Below are 20,795 nucleotides of genomic sequence, written 5' to 3' on the forward strand. Positions count from 1 at the left end.
CCTGTTCAGGGGCGGTAGCCGTGGTGGAGGAGTTCGACAGCGTCGGCGCGACGCTGGGAGGCGGTGGCGAGGGAGACGTCGAGGGCCTCGGTGATGGTCTGGAGGGTGACGGCCTCGGGGTCGCCGCCGGCGGCGAGGATCATCCGGGCGACGCGGCGGGCGCCGCGGGCGGCGGGGGTGAGCTTCGCGGCGTCCTCGGCTTCGACGGCGCGAAGTTCGATTTCGGCGGCGCGCTCACGGGCTTCGGCGGCACGCAGCCGGGCGGTGCTCTCCGCGGCTTCATGGTCGGCGCGGTCGCGGTTGGCGGCGGCGGTGTCGCGCTGGGCTTCGGCCGTGCGACGCGCTGCTTCGGCGGCGTCGGCCTCGATTTCGGTGGCGAGCTTGGCGGTTTCGGCGGCACGCAGACGGAGGGTCTGGGCGGCATCCTCGTTCTCCGCCTTGGCCTTCTCGTGGGATGCCGCGCGGGCCTCGGTTTCGGTGGTGCGCTCGCGTGCTTCGGCGGCGGCCTTCTCCGTTTCAGCCGCGAGCCTGGCCGTTTCGGCGGCGCGCAGACGGGCGTCGGCGGCCTCCTGTTCCGCAGCCGCGGCGGCGAGTTCCTCGGACGCCTGGTCGAGGCGTTCGGCGGCTTCGGCTTCACGGCCGGCGGCAAGGCTTCGGGCGTGGGCGTGCGCCTTCGCGGTCGCGGTCTCGGCACCGACCTCGTACCCGGCGGCCTCGATCCGGCCGGCGGTGCGGAGCTTGGAGATCTCGACCTCGGCGGCCCGGGCCTCCGCCCGCACGGCGGCCTCGGCCTCGAACGCGGCGGTGCGCTCGGCCCGCAGACGGGCGGCCTCGTCGGCCTCCTGCGGCAGCGCGAGGGCCTCCTCCACGCTCAGCCCGAAGCGCTTCATGGTGAGCGGAAGCAGCAGGTCGGCGGGCGCGTCCTTCAGGTTCTTGCCGTGGTCGCGCTCCAGCATCACCCGGTAGACGGTGCGCTCGCGCTCCAGCTCGATCGCCCGCCGGTAGGAGTCGATGCCCCACAGGCGCATGCGCCGGTACATGGCGAACGACGGCCCCGGGGCGAGGATCCAGCGGTGGAGCGGGACGCCGTCCCTCTGGTGGCCGGCCTCGATCCGGGTGATCCGAACGACCAGCCGGCGCCCGGCCTCGACCACGGCGACGAACATGACCGGGATGACCGCGTGCATCGCCGTGCCGGTCGGATTCCCCAGCAGGGGCCCGGCCGAGGCGGCGTTGAAGTAGATCGTGGCGGCGGTGAAACCGTGGGCGAGCAGCCTGAGCATCGGCCACGGCGTGCCCTTGCGGATCAGGTGCAGGTCCATCGCCAGCAACGCCACGATGCCGGCGTCCACACCGACCGGGAAGGCGTAGCTGAAGTCCCCGAAGCCGTGCCTGAAACCGAGGTCGCGCAGCGCGGTGTAGGAGCCGGTGAAGCCGATCCCGGCGAGGGCCGCGCCGCCGAGCGCGGCAAGGATCGTCAGACCCAGCATGAGCCTGCCCGAAGCCGCCGACCGCGCGGTCGAAGCGGCGGGGCGCGCCGCCGAAGCAGAAGCGGTCGGGCCCGAAACGCCGAACGGCATGGCCGAGGTGCTCACGCCGCACCCCCAATCGCGGCGGCACGCTCGGCGCGGCGCTCGCGGGCCCGCCGGTTCTCGGCCTGGCGCTTGAGCTTGGCGCGCTCGTCGGCGGTCAGGCCGCCGAAGATGCCCGCCGGCTCGTTGCGCTCCAGCGCGCCGGCCAGGCACAACTGCCGCACCGGGCACCCGGCGCAGATCATCTTCGCCCGACGCTCCGCGAATTCGAACATGCATTCCCATTCTGGGCGGTCCGGGTCGGGCTCGGGGAAGAACAGGTCCGCGTCGAGGCCCTTGCACGCGGCGCCGGTCAGGTCGCCCTCGGCGGGCGGTACGACCAGCATCGCGCCGGCGGCGACGTGCGGGCGGCGGGTGCCGCGCAGGCTGCGGCGGTGCAGGCGGGCGCGGGCCATCACGCGACCGCCTTCCAGGCCAGCACCCGGCGGCGCTCGGCCCCGGCGCGCATCAGCCGGCGGGCGACACCCCGCGCGGCGAGGTCCAGCTCCCGTTCGACCTCGCGGGCCACGTCCAGGCGGGCCCGCTCCTCCTCCGGGCTCTCGCCCGGCACGCCGGCGAACAGCTCGGCGTCCACGCCGACGCCGAGCGCCAGCTCCTTCAACTCCTCGGCCCCGAGGGCCTCCTGTCCTGCGACAATCGTCTTCATGGCCTTGCCTCTTCGGGTTGTAGGTGGGGCCCAGGGGCCGTCGCGCGTTCCTTGGCCGGGTGCGCGGCGGCCCCGATTCGGGCCTGGACCACTCGTCACGTCCACGAGCGGCCGCGGCGCTCGACGCACATCCGCCGCCCACACGGGGCGAGAGTTGCGCGCCGAACACCGTGATCACTGGTGTGCGATCAGAAGCGGTAGGCCCCGCCCGCGGTCAGCGGCGAGGCTGGCGTAAGCGCGGGCCACGGGGCCTGCGACGGTGCGAGTCCATGGACACCTCCTTCTCGGATCGGACGGACACGGGAACAGCACTGCAAGGGGGACCTCGTCCCCACCCTCCGGCCGTTGCTCGCGGTCACCGGGCCACCTCGCCAGTCGGAGCCGAAACTCCTGTCCCCTGGCCTTTGCGGAGATTGCAGCGTCCTCCGCCTCAGCTCACGCCCCACGAGGGAGCGCGTTTGCACAGCTCAGAGCAGCCCAAGAAGGGCCGTTCAGTTCTCCAGCCTCGCTATGCGAGACATGTTGAACATGTCTCTTACGATGCCGACAGCGTGACGCTTCGTCAAGTCCTTCGCTTGTTTTCGCCGGAGCGTCCCGACCGCGCACCAATAGATTCGGCGCTTCGGCGCCGTCAGAACACGACACTCCTGGACGGCTGCCGAACAGTTTCGTTACCGTCGAAGCGTCCCGAATCGTCCAAGCGCCGCATGTTCGTCCAGGGGAGGGCGAGTTGGCCAACGAGAGGCTGCGAGGGGCGATCCTCGCAAGCAAACTGACGCTGGAGCACATCGCAGAGCGACTCGGAGTGAGCCCTCGAACCGTCGAACGCTGGGTAGAAGCCAGGGGAGGACGCCGTCCGCACCGCCGCTTCCAGTACGCGCTCGCCAACCTGCTGCAGAGAGACCTATCGGACCTCTGGGCGGACGAGCAGACCAGCAGCGCGACCGCCGAAGCCGGCCGAGCCGAGCTGGTGAAGCTGTACCCGCACCGTGCGGTCGCACCGAAGGAACTCTGGACATCGCTGTACGCAAAGGCGACCCGGAGCTTTGACCTGGTGGTTTATGCCGGATTCTGGCTGTCGGAGGACCCGCAGTTCCATCAGCTCATCCGGGAGAAGGCGAACACCGGGGTGCCGGTCCGACTGATGCTCGGTGACCCTGACTGCACAGGCGTGGCCCAGCGTGGGGAGGACGAGGGGATCGGTGCGGCGATGGCGGGAAAGATCCGGAACGCGCTGGCCAACTACGGGCCGCTGTTCGGCCTGCCCGGGGTCGAGTTCCGGCTCCACTCGACCACCCTCTACAACTCGCTCTACCGAGCCGACGACGACCTGCTGGTCAACGGCCACGTCTATGGCGTGGGCGCGTTCATGGCGCCGGTCATGCACCTGGCCCGGGTGCCTGGTGGCGAGCTGTTCAGCACCTACGCCGCAAGCATCGAGAAGATCTGGGAGAGTTCACGGAGCATCAGCTCGCCCCAGCTCGGAAGTGAGGCCGCGTGAGCCGCATCGACTACTTTCACGACCCGGCAGCCCCGCCGGCCAACTCGGTGGTTCCGTCCGTGACGGCCGTGGTGACGAACGCTGAGGGGCAACTGCTGCTCATCCACAAGACCGACAACAACCTGTGGGCGTTGCCGGGTGGCGGCCACGATGTCGGCGAGTCAGTCAGCGACACCGTCGTTCGTGAGGTTCGGGAAGAGACAGGCATCGATGTCGAGGTTCTGTCCGTGGTCGGCCTGTACACGGATCCGAACCACGTCATGGCGTACGACGACGGAGAGGTCCGGCAGCAGTTCTCCATCTGCTTCCGAGCACGCCCCGTCGGGGGAACGCTGCGGACGAGTTCCGAGTCCAAGGAGGTCCGCTGGGTAAGCCCAGCGGACCTCGCCGACCTGGACATTCACCCGTCAATGCGGCTTCGAATCGACCACGGCCTGTCGCAGGACCGCACCGTGCCGTACATCGGCTAGGCGGAGGTTCGGGCCTGCTCCAAGCGGGATTCGACACGCTGGGCGGCAGCCCCGATCTCCGGCTCGGCGCGCCGGATGAAGCGCCCGACGATGCTCTCGGGTCCGTAGCGGCCCACGATCTCCGCGATGCGGTCGGGCGTCGTGGTCGGCATTCCGTCCGGCGTGGTGGTCATGTCGCAGTAGATCAGCGCGTCGACCAAGCGCGGCTCCTCCAACGGGAAGTCGCTCTCCAGCTCCTGCCGAAGGCCCCGTTCCTCGGCTTCGAGGAGAGCGCACGAGTGGTGGGCCACCAGCCGCACGACGCGCTCGTCCACGCCTTCCCGGCGAAGGAAACGGGCACCGTCGAGGGGGTGGAACCCGGTGTCCGCGATCCGCGGCGCGTACCCGATGTCATGAAGAACCGCTGCGGACTCCAGCAGCTCGGCATCCGGGCCGAGGATCCCTGCGAGAGTCCGCGCCTTGGCCGCCACTCCCTTGGAGTGGATCCATCGGCGGGGAAGATCGGTGGAGAGAAGGGATTCGGCAAGCTCGTAGGCCCACACGATGGCATCTGCTCCTAATGGCAGTGGTCAGGACTGGCTGGGGGGAAGAGTCAGGACATGGCGTCCCTTCCCGTGGCGAACTTCGAGGACACCGGCTCCTTCGAGCTGTGCAAGAGCACTGCGGACAGTTCCGCGTGAGGCTCCGGTGGCCTCAACGAGCTTCTGCTCGGGCGGAAAGGCCGCCCCGACTTCGAGCGCCCGAACCATGGCGGTGAGCTGCTCGATCACCGGAGGCTTGACCTCGCCCCCGGCGACAGCCCATCCGATGCCCGGCTTCGACCGGATCAACTTCTCGGCTGCAAGAACATCGAGCGCCCGCTTCACCGTTGTGCGGCCGGCGCCGTACTCCCGCATCAACGCGGCTTCCGACGGAAGCGCCGTCAGCTCCGGGTTCTCCTTGATCTTGATGCGCAGCGCGTCGGCGATCCGCAGGTAGGTTCCACGCGGGCTTCGCTCGGGCACGGGCCGCTCCCTTCGTTGGGCAGGTACCCAGACAGCATGAGCGATCCCGGGGGGCGACTGCCAGCCCCGGGGCGGTCCACGGAACTTTGCCTTTCGGCAGGAGGCCGGAGCGTGTGAGCCCTCGGGAGAATCCTGGGAGAAGATCTCCCCTCTGCGGGCGCCCCGGCCTCCCGAATGGCACCCAAGACCAACGCTCCTACCTGGTACTTCTCCAAAACTTGCTGGTCGCTCCCACTCCCGGACCTCATTCGGGACGAAGAGGCCGTGGGTTCAAATCCCGCTACCCCGACTTCGTAAGTGCAGGTGAGGGCCCTGCCGGAGAAATCCGGCAGGGCCCTTCCTCGTTGTCGGACCCGCCTGGGGATCTCCCCGTGCCCGATCGGAGGGTGGTCAGTCGGTTGAGTAGTGCCAGTGGGGTCGTCCGGATTCCATGACGCAGGTGAGGGGTCGGCCGGCGGCGTCCGTGGTGGTTCTTCCGAGGTCGCGCTGGCGGCATATCTCTCCTGCGTTGTAGCAGTTGCCCGAGTTGGATCGGATGCTGCAGGTGACCTGACCGCCGGACGGGGTGGCGGCGGCGCTGTCCGTCGGGGTCTCGGCCGGGGTCGACGGAGTGGCCTCGGTAGCGGTCGTCTCCGTCGGGCGGACGGGTTCCGGCGTGGTCGGCTGTGGGACGCCGGGGCTGACCGGCGAAGGCGTGACAGTGACTGTGGCGGTCGTCGTGGGACTGGCCGGCGTGGTCGGTGCTGTGGTTCCGCAGGCTGCGAGGCCGACCCCGGCCAGGGCTCCGATGAGGGTCGTGAGAGTGCGGCTGCCGTTCATGGTGGGGATGCTGGACCGGTTTCCGCCTCCCGGCATGCCGGACTGCGCCGGGCGTGGTTGTCGGTGGTGATCGGCGGCGGTCCTCACTCGTTGGGGCAGGGGTGCGGGCGGGGGCGGGGTGGGGCCGTCACCTGTGTGGGGTCGTGCCGTTGTGATGGGCATGAGCGTGTTTGCGATGGCACAGTCGTTTCCCGTCGAGCAGGGGCCGACCAGTGTTCCGGTGTTCTACTCCGGGTACTGGCTGCGTCCGACGTACACGCAGCGGGTGGATGACGATCAGTGGGATCTGCGGGTGCCGGCCAGTCAGTTGGCCGAGTTGGCGGGGCCGGTGGACGCGGCTGAGCGGTTGGGCGCCCGGCGGGAGCTGCTGGCGAGTCCGCAGAACGCGGGGCGGGCGCAGCTGTTGCGGGAGTGCCCGGAGCTGTTCGGGATCGTGGGCCGGGTGGTGCTCGGGGTGGACGAGCTGCTGTGGCGGGCGGAGCTGGGGTGGGGCGGGTGCAGTGTCGACCTGTCCGGCATCGAGTGCATCGACGGGTTCCAGACGATCGGGCTGATCGCTCGGGGTGCGGCGGACCTGTCGACGGAGCACCTGGACCGGGCGGTGCTGGACGTCCGGATCGTGAGCGGTGCGGCGCGTGATCTGGCCCGGGCCGCGCACGACCACGCGCACCGTCACCACAATCCGACGGTGGCGCAGGACCTGTTGCTCCGTCATCCGGTGATGCGCAGGCTGGTGCGGCAGTTCGAGAGCGACGGGATCCCGTTCCGGTTGCGTCGGGGTGAGCGGCGCGGGCCGAGTCGCGGCGGCTACGCGGTGGACGAGGCGACGACGGCGTTGGCGTTGTTCTCGACCGGGCAGGGGCCGGCGCTCGCGTTCCAGACGCTGACGCCGGAGGGCCGGGAGGAGATCTGGCGGGATCCGTCGGGAGCGAAGTTCCGGGCGCTGTTCGGCACGGAGACGGAGGCGACCGGGGTCCGGATCGCGATCATGTTCCGGCGGGCGATCCTGGAGGAGTTGGAGGAGATGCTCCGCGAGCGGTCGTCGAACCACTGGCACCTGCTGGCGGACGCCCCGGACCTGGTGGTGTGGGCGGTCGCGCGGGAGCTGCCGCTGGGTGAGCTGCACCGGGACACCGCCGGCCCGTCGGCGCCCGCGTGGGAGTGCATCCTGGACCACCACCTGCCCGCGCTGACCCGGGCGACCGCCGAGCGCCTGGTCGCGGCCTACCGGAGCGAGCGCGCCCGGGTGTACCGGAGGGACGAGGTCCGGGAGCTGGCGTGGTGGTCGCGCATCCTGGACGCCGCCGCCGTGGCGTGACGCCGGGCAGCCCGTACGGCCCCCGCACCCCGTACGGCCCCCGCACCCCGTACGCCCGCCGGGCGACACCGCGCGACACCGCACGACACTGTCCGGCACCGCTGCCCCCGGGCGCCCCCGGCGGGGCATGATCGGTGCGTCGAGGTCGCACCCGGGCCCGGGGCACCGGACTCGGGACAGCGGCCGGAGGCTCAGCGGAAGGGGACGGGCGTGGCGGACGATCTGGGTGTGCGGGTCGCGGGGTTGATGGAGCGGGCCAGGGCGGACCTGGCGGAGCTGGTGGCGATCCCCTCGGTGGCGGATCCGCGGCAGCAGCCGCCGGCGCGGTGCCGGGAGGCGGCGGAGTGGGTGGCCGCGGCGTTCACGGAGGTTGGGCTGCGGGACGTGCGGCTGGTGGAGACGCCGGACGGCAGTTTCGCGGTGCTGGGTCACCGTCCGCCGCCGCCGGGGGCGCCGACGGTGCTGCTGTACTGCCACTACGACGTGCAGCCGCCGCTGGGCGAGGAGTTGTGGGTCTCGCCGCCGTTCGAGCTGACCGAGCGGGACGGGCGCTGGTACGGGCGCGGTGCGGCGGACTGCAAGGGCAACGTGGTGATGCACCTGACCGCGCTGCGGGCCCTCGGCGACGAACTCCCGGTGGGCGTGAAGCTGGTCGTGGAGGGTTCGGAGGAGCAGGGGACGGGCGGCCTGGAGGAGTACCTGGCGCAGCATCCGGAGGACCTGCACGCGGACGCACTGCTGATCGCCGACACCGGCAACGCGGCGGTGGGGGTGCCGACGGCCACCACTTCGCTGCGCGGGATGGCGAACGTGGTGGTGACGGTGCGGACGCTGGAGTCGGATCTGCATTCGGGGATGTTCGGCGGCCCGGCCCCGGACGCCCTCGCGGCGCTGGTCCGGATCCTGGACTCGCTGCGCGACGCGGACGGCGGGACGCGGATCGAGGGTCTGCCGTCCGACGGAGTCTGGCCGGGCGTGGGGTACGACGAGCAGCAGTTCAGGGCGGACGCGGGCGTGCTGGACGGGGTGGCGCTGACGGGTTCGGGGACGGTCGCGGACCGGTTGTGGGCGCGTCCGGCGGTGACGGTGCTGGGCATCGACTGTGCGCCGGTGGTGGGTTCGGCGTCGGCGGTGCCGGCCGAGGCGCGGGCACGGGTGAGCCTGCGGGTGCCGCCGGGGACGGATCCGGGCGCGGCGCAGCAGGCTTTGACGGCGCACCTGGTGGCGGCGGCGCCGTGGGGTGCGCGGGTGTCGGTGGAGCCGGAGTCGCAGGGTTCGCCGTTCCGGGCGGCGACGGACGGGAAGGCGTACGCGGCGCTGGACCGGGCGGCGCGGGAGGCGTACGGCCGGCCGTTGTCGTTCCTGGGGCAGGGCGGTTCGATTCCGTTGTGCAGTGCGCTTGCCGCGCAGTACCCGGAGTCGGAGATCATCCTGATGGGTGTGGAGGAGCCCCGTTCGCTGATCCACGCGCCCAACGAGAGCGTCGATCCGGGCGAGATCGAGCACATGGCCCTGGTCGAGGCACTGTTCCTGCGTCACTACGCGGCCGCCGGCCGCTGACCCCGAGGGAGGGATCCTGATGCCCGAACCGTTCACCACCGCCGATTTCCAGGCCCGGATGGCCCGTGCCGCGACGGCCGCCGCCGATGCGGGGCTGGCCGGGCTGGTCGTCACGCCCGGTCCGGACCTGACCTATCTGACGGGCTACCACCCGACGGCGAGCACCGAGCGGCTGACCGCGCTGGTGGTCGCGCCGGGTGCCGAGCCGGTGCTGCTGGTGCCGAAGCTGGAGCGTCCGGACGCGGAGCGGGCGGCCGGTGCGGAGGCGGTCCGGATGGCCGACTGGGTGGACGGGCAGGACCCGTTCGCGGTGCTCGCGCCGGCTCTGGACCCGTCCGGCCGGTACGGGATCTCGGACAACGCGTGGGCGATGCACCTGCTGGGGTTCCAGGAGGCGCTGCCGGGCACCTCGTACGCGTCGCTGACGGCGGTGCTGCCGATGCTGCGGGCGGTGAAGGAGCCGGACGAGCTGGCCCGGCTGGCGGCGGCGGGCGCGGCGGCGGACCTGACGTACGGGGCGATCCTGGGCGTGCCGTTCGCGGGGCGGACGGAGCGGCAGGTGGCGGCCGATCTGGCGGCGCTGCTGATCGAGCACGGGCACAGCCAGGTGGACTTCACGGTGGTCGGCTCGGGTCCGAACGGGGCGAATCCGCACCACGAGGCCGGGGACCGGGTGATCGAGCGCGGTGACACGGTGGTGCTGGACTTCGGCGGGCTGCTGGACGGCTACGGCTCGGACACCACCCGGACGGTGTTCGTCGGCACCGAGCCGCCGAAGGAGGTGCAGGAGGTGCACGACCTGGTGCGGCGGGCCCAGCAGGCCGCGTTCGACGCGGTGGCGCCGGGGGTGAGCTGCCAGGAGATCGACCGGGTGGCCCGGGCGGTGATCACCGAAGGCGGGTACGGCGAGTACTTCATCCACCGCACCGGTCACGGCATCGGCCTGACCACGCACGAGCCGCCGTACATCATCGAGGGCGAGACGCGGCCGCTGGTGCCGGGCATGTGCTTCTCGATCGAGCCGGGCGTCTACCTGCCGGGCCGGTTCGGCGTCCGGATCGAGGACATCGTGACGGTGACGGAGGACGGCGGTCTGCGGTTCAACGGGACGCCGCACGAGCTGGCGTTCGTGAACTGACGCCTTCCCGCCGGGCGTTCAGCGGTCGAACGCCCGGCGGAGCTCGGCCCGCAGGGCGCGCAGGGCGGGGGCGGGGCCGGGGCGGGAGACCAGGGCGAGCAGGGCCGGGGTGGTGAGGCCGGCGACCGGGACCGGCAGCAGGGCGGGGAAGGCCTCGGCCATGGAGCGGCTGAGCACGGCGACGCCGAGGCCGCGGGCGGCGAGGTCGGCGATCGCGGAGGCGGCGGAGGCCTGCAGGGCGATCCGGGGGGTGAGGCCGGCGGCGGCGCAGTCGCGGTCGAGGACGGTGCGCACGCCGGTGCCGGGCGGCAGGCAGATCAGCGGGTGGGCGAGCAGGTCGGCGAGCGTGGTGGCGGAGCCGGCGAGCGGGTGGCCGGGCGGGACGGCGGCGACCAGGGGTTCGTCGACCAGGGTGTGCGCGTCGAGGCCGTCGGGGGTGGTGCCGGCGCTGCCGATCAGGGCGAGGTCGAGGGCGCCGGTCCGGACGGCTTCGGTGAGGTGGTCGGATTCGCCTTCCAGCAGGGCGAGTTCGACGCCCGGGTGGGCGCGGTGGAAGGCGGCGAGGCCGTCGAACAGCGGGGTGAGGGTGCAGCCGGCGACCATGCCGACGGTGAGGCTGCCGCGGATCAGGTCGCTGATCTCGCCGACCGCCTGGCCGACGGCGCGGGCGGCTTCGACGGCCTGCCGGGCGTGTTCGAGGGCGGCCTTGCCGGCGACGGTGAGGGTGACGGTGCGGGTGGTGCGGTCGAAGAGTTCGGCGCCGAGTTCGCGTTCCAGCTGTCTGATCTGGGCGCTGACCCCGGACTGGCTGATGTGCACCCGCTCGGCGGCGCGGGTGAAGTTGCGCTCCTCGGCTACGGCGAGGAAGTACTCCAGCTGCCTCAGTTCCATGAGTCCTGATTCTAGTTCTGAGCAGAACCAGCTGTTGGACTTCTGGTCGGGGCGGAAAAAGAATGGAGGCACCACGACGAGGAGGCAGTGATGAGCGAGTACGAGAAGGCGATGCGGCCCGAGGACCTGACCCGGCTGTTCGTGGAGCGCTCCAACGCGGGCGACGCCGCCGGGGTCGCCGCGCTGTACGAGGAGCACGCCGTGATGGCGTACCCGCCGGGGCGGTTCACGGTCGGCCGGGAGGCGATCCGGGCGCTGTGGGAGCAGGTGCTGGCGCACCGTCCGCAGTTCGCCCCGGAGCCGCCGCTGCCGACGCTGGCGGCCGACGGCGTCGCGCTGACCGCCACCCCGCCGAAGGACGGCGCCGGGGCCCGCGCGCAGGTGGTGCGGCAGCAGCCGGACGGGAGCTGGCTGCGGCTGCTGGACCAGCCCGAGTTCCTGCGCCCGGGAAGCGCTGGCTGACCAGCCGCTTGTAGTAGTAGGTGGTGTCGGCGAGGACGCCGCCCGGGGTGGCCGCGTGGCCGGGGACGGTGCCGAAGGCGGTCCAGCCGGCGGTGCGGTAGAGGTGTTCGGCGGCGCTGCCGGTCTGGGTGTCGAGCAGCAGCAGGGTGGCGCCGGTGTCGCGGGCGGCCTGCTCGGCGGCGGCCAGCAGGCGCCGCCCCAGGCCGGCGCCGCGGGCGTCGCGGTGCACCAGCAGTTCGGCGACCTCGGCGCGGTGCCGGCCGTTGGGCCGGGTCTCGCGGACCGGCGAGACGGTGCCGAGCAGGCGGCCGTCGGGGCCGGTCGCCTGCCACAGCAGCCGGCTGCCGTCGGCGACGGACGGGTGCAGGGTGCGCCACCAGGCGGCGGCCTCGTCGCGGCCGGTGCCGGCCAGGAAGCCGACCGAGGCGCCGTCGTCGACGGCGTCCAGCAGCAGGTCGGCGAGGGCGTCGCAGCGGGCGGTCAGGTCGTCGGCGGTCAGCGGGCGGATCGCGGGGGTCATCGCGCCACCGTACTGCGGCCGCACCCGGGGGTCGGGGCCGGTGTCAGGAGTGGTTACCGTGGTGGGGTGTACCGGTTCCTGTTCAGCCCGCGGTGGCTCGTCGGCTCGGTCGTCGCGGTGGCGGCGATCGGCGTCTGTCTGATGCTGGGCTCCTGGCAGTTGGGCCGGTTCGAGAACCGGGTGTCGACGCACCAGGAGAACGGCAGGGCGGCGGCCGCGGCCGCGCAGGCCGAGGCCCGGCCGCTGGCCGAGGTGCTGCCGGACGCCGCGGCGAAGGTCGGCACCGACACCCTCGGCCGGACGGTGAACGTCACCGGCTCCTACGACACGGCCCACCAGCTGCTGGTGCCGAACCGGACGGTGGACGGCCGGCAGGGCTACTACGTGCTGACCCCGCTGCTCACCGACGGCGGCCGGGCGGTGCCGGTGGTGCGCGGCTGGGCGGCGGGCTCGCCGGGCGCGGCACCGGAGGCGCCGTCCGGGCAGGTGTCCGTGACGGGCCGGCTGCAGGCCCCGGAGAACAGCGGCAGCGGCGGCGCGGTGGCGGGCGGTCTGCCGACCGGGCAGCTGGGCACGATCAGCCCGGCGACGCTGGTGAACGTGCTGCCGTACCCGGTGTACGACGGCTGGGTGGCGGCCGACGACGTCCCGGCGGGCCTGTCGGCCGTGCCGACGGTGCAGCCGCAGGGCGGGGACGGGCTGAGCCTGCGGGCGTTCCAGAACCTCGGCTACACCCTGGAGTGGTTCGTCTTCGCCGGCTTCGTGGTCTTCATGTGGTTCCGGCTGGTGCGCCGCGAGGCGGAGGCCGCCCAGGACCGGGCCCTCGGACTGGACCCGGCCCTGGACTGACCGTCAGCGCGTGCCGGAGCGGGACGCCGACGGCGACGGGCGCGCGGACGGCGGGGCCGGGGCGCTGCCGGACGGCGTCGCACTGGGGCCGGGGCAGGGCACCGGCGGGGCGGCGGCGCTCGGCGCGGCCCCGCTCGGCGACGCCGACGGCGAGCCGCTGACGGGGCTCGCGGCGGGCAGCGCGTTCGGGGTGGCGCAGGCCGGGCCGGTGCCGTTGAAGCCGCCGAAGCCCGCTGCGGGCGACGGGTTGCCGCACTCGTCGACGTAGTCGTCGGTGCGGGTGGAGCCCGGCCGGTGGTGGTAGTGGTGGACCACCGTGGTGCCGCCTCCCGTGTAGTGGGAGGTGCCGGAGCCCTTCTTGCCGCTGGACCCGCTGCTGCCCTTGGAGCCGCTGGAGCCCTTGGAGGTGCGGCCGCCGCTCTTGCCCTTGGCGAGGAACTGCAGGTCGAGCCCGGTGTCGGCCTTCGCTGGGGCGGCGGCCTCCACGCAGTCGTACGTCTCGTTGTTCGACGAGCAGCCGGCCGCGGCCAGCACGACGGCCCCGAGCGCGACGGCGGCCAGCGCGGCGCGTCCACCCATCAGTTGTCCCCCCTGTCGGCCGGGCCTACCGGGTCACCGGACGGTACCGGGGGCCAGGTGCCGCCGGACGAAGTCGATCTCCAGTCGCAGCTGCTTGATCCGCTCGTCGACGACCAGCGAACCGTGCCCGGCATCGTAGCGGTACACCTCGTGGACCTTGCCGAGCTCTTCCAGCCGCCGGACGTAGTTGTCGATCTGCCGGATCGGGCAGCGCGGGTCGTTGACGCCGGCGCTGATGTACACCGGGGCCTTGACCCGCTCGACGTGGGTGAGCGGCGAGGAGGCGTGCCAGCGCTCGGGGACCTCCTCGGGGGTGCCGCCGAACAGCGTGCGGTCCAGGGACTTCAGCGCCTCCATCTCGTCCGCGTACGCGGTGAGGTAGTCGGCGACCGGGACGGCGGCCAGGCCGAGGGTCCACAGGTCGGGCTGGGTGCCGAGGCCGAGCAGGGTCAGGTAGCCGCCCCAGGAGCCGCCGGACAGCACCAGCCGGTCCGGGTCGGCCAGGCCGCTGCTCACCGCCCATGCGCGGACCGCGCCGATGTCCTCCAGTTCGATCAAACCGACGCGTTCGGTGAGCGCGTCGGTCCAGGCCTGCCCGTAGCCGGTGGAGCCGCGGTAGTTGACCCTGACCACCGCGAAGCCGTGGTCGAGCCAGGCGGCGGGGCCGGCCGCGAAGGAGTCGCTGTCGTGGTGGGTGGGGCCGCCGTGCACCTCGAACACCGTCGGGTGCGGGCCCTCGCCGGCGGGGCGCTGCACCAGGGCGTGCACCCGGCCGCCGGGGCCGTCCACCCAGACGTCCTCGACCGGCACCGAGCCGGGCGGCACCGGGCCGGGCGCGCGCAGCACCACGGTGCCGGCGGTGGAGCGGACCGCGGACGGCTCGGCGGCGGAGGACCACAGGAACTCGACCGTGCCGTCGGGGCGGGCGGTGGCCCCGGCGACAGTGCCGCGCGGGGTGTCGAGGCGGGTCAGCTCGCCGGTGTCGAGCCGGTAGGAGAACAGCTCGGAGCGGGCCTCGTACTCGTGCTCGATCAGCAGCGAGCGGGCGTCCGGCCGCCATTGGGCGGACAGGTCGCCGGGGAACGGGCGGCCCTGCTCGTCGCGGAGGTTCAGCTCGGTCTCGGTGCCGGTGGCGACGTCCCACAGCATCGGCTCCCAGCGGCCGGTGCGCTGGTGGGCGACCAGCAGCCGGGTGTCGCCGGCGGCCGGGGCGAACCCGAGGCAGGAGACGCCGCGCGGCTCGGCGCGGCCGGTGACCTCGTCGAGTTCGGCGACGGTGGCGCCGTCGGACAGCCGCAGCACCCGGATCGCCCCGTGCATGGCGTCGCCGTGCTCGGTGTGGTCGACCGCCAGCAGCGTGCTGTCGTGGGACAGGTCGCCGATGCCGCCGTACTCGGCGTGGTGGTAGATCACCTCGGGCTCGTCCGCGCCGGGGCGGCGCAGGTAGAGGGTGGTGCCCTCGTCGTCGGTGGAGGTGCCGACCACGACGGTGCCGTCGCGGCCGAGCGCCAGGCCCGCCTCGTAGGCGGCGGGGACGCCGGGCACGGCCTCCTGGTCGGGGCCGCCGGTGAACGGCTGGCGCCGCCAGACGCCGAACTCGTCGCCGTCGGTGTCGTCGAACCACCAGATCCACTCGCCGTCCGGGCTGAGCTCGGCGTCCGTGGTGCCGTTGGGGCGGTCGGTGACCCGGCGGTGCTCGTCGGTGGCGCGGTCCCACGCGTACACCTCGTAGGTGCCGGTCGCGTTGGACACGTACAGCGCCCGCTCGGGTGCCTCGTCCGCCCAGTCCGGCAGCGAGACCCGTGCTGCCCGGAACCGCTGCTCCCACGCCGGGACGACGTTCGTCTGCTCGTTCATACCCTCATCCAACCGGATCGCGGGGGGTGATCGGAACGGCGGTGACGAACGGTGGGGACACGAAAAGGCTGCGGTGCGCTTCCTGACGGAGCCTCAGCCGAAGAGGTACAAATACGACATAACGACCGTAGGAGTTGTGCCGTGACCGTCTCCGCACCCCCGCTCGACCACCTCGACCTGCCCGTCCTCGCCCAGCACCTGGGCCTGGTCGAGGAGATCGAGCAGTACCTGGCCGGACTCCCCGCCCCCGACCGGCTCCCCCTGCTGCCGCTGACCCCGGTGCGGCCCGGCACCCACGGCGGGCCGTACGGCTCGGTCCGCCAGCCGTGGAACCACGGCTACCCGCTGCCGCACCGCACCCTGCTGGACCGGCTGGGCCGTCGCCCGGCCCGCCCGGTGCCGGTCACCGTCGCCGGGCACCTGCGGCTGACCTCCCGCTACCTCGCCGAGGCCGGCTGGATCCAGGGCGCGATGTGGGACGCGGCCGGCCGGGTCTGCCTGCTCGGCGCGCAGACCGCCGTCCTCGCGCACGGCTACGGCACCGCCTGCACGGTGCGCCGGGCCCGCGCCCAGGTCATGGAGGTGCTGCACGCCACCGGCCGCCCGACCACCTCGCCCGACCTGTGGAACGACCGCCCGGGCCGGCGGCAGGCCGAGGTGCACGCCCTGCTGCAGCGCGCCGAGGCCCGCGCCGAGTCGCTCGGCATCTGACCGGCCCCTCCCGGCGGACCGCCGTCAGACCCGTGCGCCGTCCGCCAGCAGCGCCAGCCGCTGCGCGGTCGGCGAGCCCGGCTCCGCGGTGTAGACGACCAGGTGCAGGCCGGGCTCGCCGGGCGGGACGAGCGTCTCGTAGCCGAGGTCCAGCTCCCCCGCCCGCGGGTGCAGCAGCAGCTTGCGGCCGTGGTTCTTCTCCCGGACGCCGTGCCGCGCCCACAGCTCGGCGAACAGCGGGTCGGCGGCGAGGTCGGCGAGCAGCGCGGCCAGTTCCGGGTCGTCGGGGTGGCGGGCCGCGTCCACCCGCAGGAACGCCGCGGTCTCGGCGGCGACCCGTTCGAACTCGGGGTAGAGCCGGCGGCCGGCCTCCGACAGGAACGCGTGCCGGGCCACGTTGACCTGGCCGGGCGGCATCCCCGAGAACCCCATCACCGCGTCGCCGGCCGCGTTCCAGGCCAGCACGTCCAGGCAGCGGCCCAGCACGAACGCGGGCGAGTCCAGCGCGTCCAGCACCAGCCGCAGGCCCGGGCGCAGCTGCCGCGGGCTGCGCCCGGCCGGCCCGCGCGGCGGCCGGGCCAGGTCGTGCAGGTGCTGCCGCTCGGTCCGGTCCAGCCGCAGCACCCGGGCGACCGCGTCCAGCACCTCCGCGGACACCCCTTCGCCGCGGCCCTGTTCGAGCCGCACGTAGTAGTCGACGCTGACCCCGGCCAGCTGCGCGACCTCCTCGCGGCGCAGCCCCGGCACCCGGCGGCGGCGCCCGTGCTCGGGCAGTCCGACGTCGGACGGCTGGATCCGGGCCCGGCGCAGCCGCAGGAACTCCCCCACCTCGCTCATCCCTCGACGATACGCGGGGCCGTCGGCCGGGAGGGTGGTTCCGGCAGACCCAGGAAAAGCGCAGCCCTGGGCGGCGCGGCGGCGCGCGCGGAGACTCGTGGACGTCACCGCAGCAGACCCGAACAGGAGCGTGACTTCCCATGGGGTACCAGACCCTGCACGGCCGCACCGCCGTCGTCACCGGCGCCGCGAGCGGCATCGGCGAGGCCGTCGCCCGGCAGCTCGCCGCGGACGGCGCCCGGGTGGCGCTGCTGGCCCGCCGCGCCGACCGCCTGGAGCGGCTGGCCGCCGAGCTCGGCCCGGGCGCGCTGCCGGCGCCCGCCGACGTCACCGACCAGGCCTCGGTGGACGCCGCCCGGCAGCGGGTGCACGAGGCGTTCGGCCGGGTCGACCTGGTGGTGAACGCGGCCGGCGTGATGCTGCCCAACCCGGTCGACGACGGCCGGATCGACGAGTGGACCCGCATGATCGACACCAACGTGACGGGCGTGCTGCGGGTGGTCCGCGCCTTCGGCCCGGACCTGGTGGCCGCCGCGGCCGCCGGCGCCACCGCCGACCTGGTGAACGTCTCCTCGATCGGCGCGCACGTGGTGTTCCCCAACTACGCGGTGTACGGCGCGACCAAGGCCGCCGTCACCCAGCTGTCGGCCGCGCTGCGCGCCGAGTACGGCCCGCGCGACGTGCGGGTCACCGCGGTCGAGCCCGGACTGACCGACACCGAGCTGGGCAGCCACATCGACAACCCGGCGCTCGGCCCGGACGGCCAGCTCGGCGCCATGTTCGACGCGATCGGCGCGCTCTCCGCCGCCGACGTCGCCGACCTGGTCGGGTACGCGGCGAGCCGGCCGCGCCACGTCAACCTGCGCCACCTGGTGGTGCTGCCCACCCGGCAGGCCTGACCGGCCGTCAGGAGGCGGCGCTCGGTGAGGGCGCGGGGCCGCCGGGGACGGGGGCCGGCTCGGGGGCCGAGTGGTAGACCGTGCCGCCGCAGCCGGCCGGCAGGGCGGTGGTGGCGGCGGGCCCGGTGGCCGCGTCGAGGGCGTAGCCGAGGGTGAAGCCGGCGGCCGGCGGGGGGCTGGCCTGGCCGCCGGGGGTGGCGCCGGCGGTGGGGCTGGGGTCGGACGCGGCGGCGGGCGCGGGGCTGCTGCCGGCCGGGCCGGCGGCGGCGGGCAGCGCGGCGCTGCTGGGCGCCTGGGTGGGCTGCTGCCCGGTGGGGGCGGGCGAGGCGGTGTCGCAGCGGGCCGGCACCCAGGCGAACCGGACCAGGTAGGAGCCGCCGGGGGCGAGCAGCAGTTCGCGGGGCAGCCCGGCCGGGTCGGGCAGTCCGCCCGCCGGGTCGCCGGCGGTGTGCGCGAGCACCCGGACGCCGCTCGCCCCGGCGGCGACGGCGACGGTGCCCGGCTCGGTCACCCGGCAGGGGTGGTCGGCGGTGTTGGTGAGCTGGAACCAGCCGTAGATCCGGCCGTCGGCCGAGCCGGCGGCGGCCTGCCGGGCGTCGGGCCGGCCGAGGTCGGCGCGGGTGCACGGCGGCGGCACGGCGGGCGACGTGCCGGGGCTGGGGTCGGCGCCGGGCCCGGCGGAGGTCCCGGGGCCGGTGCTGCCGGGGGCGGTGGGCGACTCGGCGGGGGCGCTGTGCGGGTGGCCGGTGGCGGGCGCGGACCTGCCCGGGGCGGGGGCGGTGCCGCCGGGCGCGGCCTGGCCGCCGGTGGGGTCTCCGGACAGGTGGAACGGCTGCGCGGCGTGCACCACGGGCAGCACGGCGACGGCCGCGGCCAGTGCGGCGGCGCCGCCCCAGGCGCGCCGCCGGGCGGCCCGGCGGCGGGGGACGGCGGTGCGCAGCCGGGGCAGCGCCCCGGGGGCTGGCTGGACGGCGGCGACGGCGCGGTGCAGCCGGTCCCGGAGCTGTTCCTCGGTCAGTTCGCCGCGCGGGTGGGGGTGGTGCCGGTCAGTCATCACCGGTCTCCAGCCGCACCCGGAGGGCGGCGAGTCCGCGCGACCCGTAGGCCTTGACCGAGCCGATGGAGATGCCGAGCACCTCCGCGACCTGTGCCTCCGTCAGGTCGGCGTAGTAGCGCAGCACCAGCACCTCCCGCTGACGGCGTTGCAACCCCCGTAGCGCGGCCTTGAGTTCGTCGCGCTCCAGCGCATCGTAAGCCCCCTCTTCTGCACTGGCCATGTCAGGCATGGGCTTGGGCAGCAGGCGCAGGCCGAGCAGCCTGCGGCGCAGTGTGGAGCGGGACAGGTTGACCACGGTCTGCCGCAGGTAGGCGAGGGTCTTCTCGGGGTCGCGGACCCGGCGCCGGGCGGCGTGCACCCGGATGAACGCCTCCTGGACGACGTCCTCGCAGGAGGAGAGGTCGTCGAGCAGGAGGGCCGCGAGTCGCAGCAGGGATCGGTAGTGGGCCCGGTAGGTGTCGGTGAGCTGGTCGACGCTGGCCCCGGTCGCGTCCGCTGCCGCCGCAGCAAAGCCCATCCGACTACCGGCCCGCCGGGCCGCCCCGGGCAGGGTGATGACCACCGCCGCCCCTGTCACGTTCGTCACGCTGGTTGGACACCCGATCCCCTGTCCTGGTTGCCCCGTGCCGGGGACGTTCTTCCGCAGAGAGGGAATCCCCCTCCGGAACGCGGTCGCTCCGAAGGGGGATTCTGACAGACCCGGCGGACGGTCAGGGTCCGCTTCACCCGTCCCGCACACACCCTCTGCGCCGTGCGCGGCCCCGGGCCGGGGGGTCAGCGGCCGGTGCCGCCGTAGACGACCGCCTCGTCGCCCGAGCTGTCCAGCCCGAACGCGGTGTGCACGGCGCGGACGGCCTCCGGCACGTCCTCGGCGCGGGTGACCACGGAGATCCGGATCTCCGAGGTGGAGATCAGCTCGATGTTCACACCGGCCTCGGACAGCGCCTCGAAGAACGTCGCGGTGACGCCCGGGTTGGAGCGCATGCCCGCGCCGACCAGGGAGATCTTGCCGATCGCGTCGTCGAAGCGCAGCGACTCGTAGCCGATGCCGTCCTTGACCCGGTTCAGCGCGTCGATGGCCTTCTGGCCCTCGTTGCTGGGCAGCGTGAAGGAGATGTCGGTCAGACCGGTGGCGGCGGCGGAGACGTTCTGCACCACCATGTCGATGTTGACCTCGGCGTCCGCGATGGCGCGGAAGATCCGGGCTGCCTCGCCCGGCTTGTCCGGCACCCCGACGACGGTGACCTTGGCCTCCGACGTGTCGTGGGCGACCCCGGAGATGATGGCCTGCTCCATCTCGCCCCCTTCGGGCTGGTTCGGGTTGGTGCCACTGACGATAGTCCCCGGCAGACCGGAGAACGAGGATCGTACGTGGATGGGGATGTTGTAGCGCCGCGCGTACTCCACGCAACGGTCGAGCAGCACCTTGGAACCGGACGAGGCCAGCTCCAGCATGTCCTCGAAGCCGATCCAGTCGATCTTGCGGGCCTTCTTGACCACCCGCGGGTCGGCGGTGAACACGCCGTCCACGTCGGTGTAGATCTCGCAGACCTCGGCGCCCAGCGCGGCGGCCAGCGCCACCGCGGTGGTGTCGGAGCCGCCGCGGCCCAGCGTGGTGATGTCCTTGGAGACCTGCGAGACGCCCTGGAAGCCGGCCACGATCGCGATGTTGCCCTCGTCCAGGGCGTTGCGGATCCGCCCCGGCGTGACGTCGATGATCCGCGCCTTGTTGTGCGTCGCGTCGGTGATCACGCCGGCCTGGCTGCCGGTGAACGACTGGGCGTCGAAGCCCAGCGTTTTGATCGCCATCGCCAGCAGCGCCATGGAGATGCGCTCTCCGGCGGTCAGCAGCATGTCGAACTCACGGCCGGACGGAATAGGCGTCACCTGTTCCGCGAGTTCGATGAGCTCGTCCGTGGTGTCACCCATCGCGGAGACCACGACGACGACCTCATGGCCGGCCTTCCGGGTGTCCACGATTCGGCGGGCGACGCGCTTGATGCCTTCGGCATCCGCGACGGATGAGCCGCCGTACTTCTGCACGACAAGGCCCACGGGGGCTCCTCGACTTGGGGTGGTAGGTCG

21 protein-coding genes and 1 pseudogene are annotated in these 20,795 nt (G+C 73.5%); 9 read left to right on the forward strand and 13 right to left on the reverse strand.

What is annotated here, in order from left to right:
• Positions 1-5: 5 nt before the first annotated feature.
• The 3 genes from ACFV1L_RS25650 to ACFV1L_RS25660 all read right to left on the reverse strand — a co-directional run bounded on the left by ACFV1L_RS25650 (position 6) and on the right by ACFV1L_RS25660 (position 2,238).
• Positions 6-1,490 carry a DUF2637 domain-containing protein gene (locus ACFV1L_RS25650; RefSeq protein ID WP_380369753.1) on the reverse strand — a complete coding sequence of 495 codons (1,485 nt, stop codon included), beginning with the start codon at positions 1,488-1,490 and terminating at the stop codon, positions 6-8.
• Positions 1,491-1,591: 101 nt separating this feature from the next.
• Positions 1,592-1,987, reverse strand: a complete 396-nt coding sequence (locus ACFV1L_RS25655) for a WhiB family transcriptional regulator (protein WP_380369756.1) — start codon at positions 1,985-1,987, stop codon at positions 1,592-1,594.
• Positions 1,987-2,238 (reverse strand): hypothetical protein, encoded by a 252-nt coding sequence (locus ACFV1L_RS25660; RefSeq protein WP_380369759.1) that lies wholly within the window; start codon positions 2,236-2,238, stop codon positions 1,987-1,989. The genes ACFV1L_RS25655 and ACFV1L_RS25660 overlap by 1 nt, the downstream gene beginning before the upstream one ends.
• 730 nt (positions 2,239-2,968) lie before the next feature.
• On the opposite strand from ACFV1L_RS25660, the gene ACFV1L_RS25665 reads away from it, so the two are divergent.
• Together ACFV1L_RS25665 and ACFV1L_RS25670 are read left to right on the forward strand one after the other, a co-directional pair.
• Complete coding sequence (locus tag ACFV1L_RS25665; protein ID WP_380369762.1) at positions 2,969-3,739, forward strand: helix-turn-helix domain-containing protein; 771 nt, start codon at positions 2,969-2,971, stop codon at positions 3,737-3,739.
• Positions 3,736-4,209, forward strand: coding sequence for an NUDIX hydrolase (locus ACFV1L_RS25670; protein WP_380369764.1), 474 nt, complete (start codon positions 3,736-3,738; stop codon positions 4,207-4,209). The genes ACFV1L_RS25665 and ACFV1L_RS25670 overlap by 4 nt, the downstream gene beginning before the upstream one ends.
• On the opposite strand, the gene ACFV1L_RS25675 is transcribed toward ACFV1L_RS25670, so the two are convergent.
• Together ACFV1L_RS25675 and ACFV1L_RS25680 are read right to left on the reverse strand one after the other, a co-directional pair.
• Entirely contained in the window at positions 4,206-4,751 is a 546-nt protein-coding gene (locus ACFV1L_RS25675; protein ID WP_380369766.1) for an HD domain-containing protein, read from the reverse strand. The two genes, ACFV1L_RS25670 and ACFV1L_RS25675, sit on opposite strands and share 4 nt — an antisense overlap.
• Before the next feature lie 27 nt (positions 4,752-4,778).
• The gene (locus ACFV1L_RS25680; RefSeq protein WP_380369769.1) at positions 4,779-5,213 is read right to left on the reverse strand and encodes a GntR family transcriptional regulator; all 435 of its coding nucleotides are present in this window, start codon (positions 5,211-5,213) and stop codon (positions 4,779-4,781) included.
• Positions 5,214-6,207: 994 nt separating this feature from the next.
• Between ACFV1L_RS25680 and ACFV1L_RS25685 the strand changes: the two genes are divergently transcribed.
• The 3 genes from ACFV1L_RS25685 to ACFV1L_RS25695 all read left to right on the forward strand — a co-directional run bounded on the left by ACFV1L_RS25685 (position 6,208) and on the right by ACFV1L_RS25695 (position 10,048).
• Positions 6,208-7,350 (forward strand): hypothetical protein, encoded by a 1,143-nt coding sequence (locus ACFV1L_RS25685; RefSeq protein WP_380369772.1) that lies wholly within the window; start codon positions 6,208-6,210, stop codon positions 7,348-7,350.
• A 210-nt stretch (positions 7,351-7,560) separates the two neighbouring features.
• Positions 7,561-8,910: a dipeptidase gene (locus tag ACFV1L_RS25690; RefSeq protein ID WP_380369775.1), complete on the forward strand. Its 1,350-nt coding sequence runs from the start codon at positions 7,561-7,563 to the stop codon at positions 8,908-8,910.
• A 19-nt stretch (positions 8,911-8,929) separates the two neighbouring features.
• Positions 8,930-10,048 carry an aminopeptidase P family protein gene (locus ACFV1L_RS25695; protein ID WP_380369778.1) on the forward strand — a complete coding sequence of 373 codons (1,119 nt, stop codon included), beginning with the start codon at positions 8,930-8,932 and terminating at the stop codon, positions 10,046-10,048.
• 18 nt (positions 10,049-10,066) lie between these two features.
• Here ACFV1L_RS25695 and ACFV1L_RS25700 read toward each other — a convergent pair whose 3' ends face one another.
• Positions 10,067-10,939 carry a LysR family transcriptional regulator gene (locus ACFV1L_RS25700; RefSeq protein WP_380369779.1) on the reverse strand — a complete coding sequence of 291 codons (873 nt, stop codon included), beginning with the start codon at positions 10,937-10,939 and terminating at the stop codon, positions 10,067-10,069.
• A 90-nt stretch (positions 10,940-11,029) separates the two neighbouring features.
• Here ACFV1L_RS25700 and ACFV1L_RS25705 point away from each other — a divergent pair, with 90 nt between their 5' ends.
• Entirely contained in the window at positions 11,030-11,401 is a 372-nt protein-coding gene (locus ACFV1L_RS25705) for a YybH family protein (RefSeq protein WP_380369781.1), read from the forward strand.
• Positions 11,402-11,483: 82 nt separating this feature from the next.
• On the opposite strand, the pseudogene ACFV1L_RS25710 reads toward ACFV1L_RS25705, so the two are convergent.
• A pseudogene (locus ACFV1L_RS25710) lies at positions 11,484-11,921 on the reverse strand (GNAT family N-acetyltransferase); the annotation flags it as partial.
• A gap of 66 nt (positions 11,922-11,987) precedes the next feature.
• On the opposite strand from ACFV1L_RS25710, the gene ACFV1L_RS25715 reads away from it, so the two are divergent.
• Positions 11,988-12,770, forward strand: a complete 783-nt coding sequence (locus ACFV1L_RS25715; protein WP_380369784.1) for an SURF1 family protein — start codon at positions 11,988-11,990, stop codon at positions 12,768-12,770.
• A 3-nt stretch (positions 12,771-12,773) separates the two neighbouring features.
• Here the strand turns inward: ACFV1L_RS25715 and ACFV1L_RS25720 are convergent, their stop codons facing one another.
• Together ACFV1L_RS25720 and ACFV1L_RS25725 are read right to left on the reverse strand one after the other, a co-directional pair.
• Complete coding sequence (locus ACFV1L_RS25720) at positions 12,774-13,349, reverse strand: hypothetical protein (protein ID WP_380369787.1); 576 nt, start codon at positions 13,347-13,349, stop codon at positions 12,774-12,776.
• Positions 13,350-13,382: 33 nt separating this feature from the next.
• Entirely contained in the window at positions 13,383-15,206 is a 1,824-nt protein-coding gene (locus tag ACFV1L_RS25725) for a prolyl oligopeptidase family serine peptidase (RefSeq protein ID WP_380369789.1), read from the reverse strand.
• A gap of 141 nt (positions 15,207-15,347) precedes the next feature.
• Between ACFV1L_RS25725 and ACFV1L_RS25730 the strand changes: the two genes are divergently transcribed.
• Positions 15,348-15,917 carry a hypothetical protein gene (locus ACFV1L_RS25730; protein ID WP_380369792.1) on the forward strand — a complete coding sequence of 190 codons (570 nt, stop codon included), beginning with the start codon at positions 15,348-15,350 and terminating at the stop codon, positions 15,915-15,917.
• A gap of 24 nt (positions 15,918-15,941) precedes the next feature.
• On the opposite strand, the gene ACFV1L_RS25735 is transcribed toward ACFV1L_RS25730, so the two are convergent.
• Positions 15,942-16,754 (reverse strand): helix-turn-helix transcriptional regulator, encoded by an 813-nt coding sequence (locus ACFV1L_RS25735; protein ID WP_380369795.1) that lies wholly within the window; start codon positions 16,752-16,754, stop codon positions 15,942-15,944.
• A 140-nt stretch (positions 16,755-16,894) separates the two neighbouring features.
• Between ACFV1L_RS25735 and ACFV1L_RS25740 the strand changes: the two genes are divergently transcribed.
• Positions 16,895-17,653: an SDR family oxidoreductase gene (locus ACFV1L_RS25740; RefSeq protein WP_380369797.1), complete on the forward strand. Its 759-nt coding sequence runs from the start codon at positions 16,895-16,897 to the stop codon at positions 17,651-17,653.
• 7 nt (positions 17,654-17,660) lie between these two features.
• On the opposite strand, the gene ACFV1L_RS25745 is transcribed toward ACFV1L_RS25740, so the two are convergent.
• From ACFV1L_RS25745 to ACFV1L_RS25755, 3 genes are all read right to left on the reverse strand, one after another.
• Positions 17,661-18,707 carry a hypothetical protein gene (locus tag ACFV1L_RS25745; RefSeq protein WP_380369799.1) on the reverse strand — a complete coding sequence of 349 codons (1,047 nt, stop codon included), beginning with the start codon at positions 18,705-18,707 and terminating at the stop codon, positions 17,661-17,663.
• Positions 18,700-19,227, reverse strand: coding sequence for a SigE family RNA polymerase sigma factor (locus tag ACFV1L_RS25750; protein ID WP_157032412.1), 528 nt, complete (start codon positions 19,225-19,227; stop codon positions 18,700-18,702). Before ACFV1L_RS25750 ends, ACFV1L_RS25745 begins: the two co-directional genes overlap by 8 nt.
• A gap of 257 nt (positions 19,228-19,484) precedes the next feature.
• Entirely contained in the window at positions 19,485-20,765 is a 1,281-nt protein-coding gene (locus tag ACFV1L_RS25755) for an aspartate kinase (protein WP_380369802.1), read from the reverse strand.
• Positions 20,766-20,795 lie beyond the last annotated feature (30 nt).

The organism is Kitasatospora sp. NPDC059646 (assembly GCF_042734615.1).
GTDB lineage: Bacteria > Actinomycetota > Actinomycetes > Streptomycetales > Streptomycetaceae > Kitasatospora.

Bases quoted from the DNA above. Each gene is read 5' to 3' on its own strand.
- ACFV1L_RS25695 (WP_380369778.1), top strand. From the start codon at position 8,930: ATGCCCGAACCGTTCACCACCGCCGATTTCCAGGCCCGGATGGCCCGT.
- ACFV1L_RS25745 (WP_380369799.1), bottom strand. From the start codon at position 18,707: ATGACTGACCGGCACCACCCCCACCCGCGCGGCGAACTGACCGAGGAA.
- ACFV1L_RS25705 (WP_380369781.1), top strand. From the start codon at position 11,030: ATGAGCGAGTACGAGAAGGCGATGCGGCCCGAGGACCTGACCCGGCTG.
- ACFV1L_RS25685 (WP_380369772.1), top strand. From the start codon at position 6,208: ATGGCACAGTCGTTTCCCGTCGAGCAGGGGCCGACCAGTGTTCCGGTG.
- ACFV1L_RS25725 (WP_380369789.1), bottom strand. From the start codon at position 15,206: ATGAACGAGCAGACGAACGTCGTCCCGGCGTGGGAGCAGCGGTTCCGG.
- ACFV1L_RS25750 (WP_157032412.1), bottom strand. From the start codon at position 19,227: ATGGGCTTTGCTGCGGCGGCAGCGGACGCGACCGGGGCCAGCGTCGAC.
- ACFV1L_RS25735 (WP_380369795.1), bottom strand. From the start codon at position 16,754: ATGAGCGAGGTGGGGGAGTTCCTGCGGCTGCGCCGGGCCCGGATCCAG.
- ACFV1L_RS25700 (WP_380369779.1), bottom strand. From the start codon at position 10,939: ATGGAACTGAGGCAGCTGGAGTACTTCCTCGCCGTAGCCGAGGAGCGC.
- ACFV1L_RS25740 (WP_380369797.1), top strand. From the start codon at position 16,895: ATGGGGTACCAGACCCTGCACGGCCGCACCGCCGTCGTCACCGGCGCC.
- ACFV1L_RS25650 (WP_380369753.1), bottom strand. From the start codon at position 1,490: ATGCTGGGTCTGACGATCCTTGCCGCGCTCGGCGGCGCGGCCCTCGCC.
- ACFV1L_RS25655 (WP_380369756.1), bottom strand. From the start codon at position 1,987: ATGGCCCGCGCCCGCCTGCACCGCCGCAGCCTGCGCGGCACCCGCCGC.
- ACFV1L_RS25720 (WP_380369787.1), bottom strand. From the start codon at position 13,349: ATGGGTGGACGCGCCGCGCTGGCCGCCGTCGCGCTCGGGGCCGTCGTG.
- ACFV1L_RS25660 (WP_380369759.1), bottom strand. From the start codon at position 2,238: ATGAAGACGATTGTCGCAGGACAGGAGGCCCTCGGGGCCGAGGAGTTG.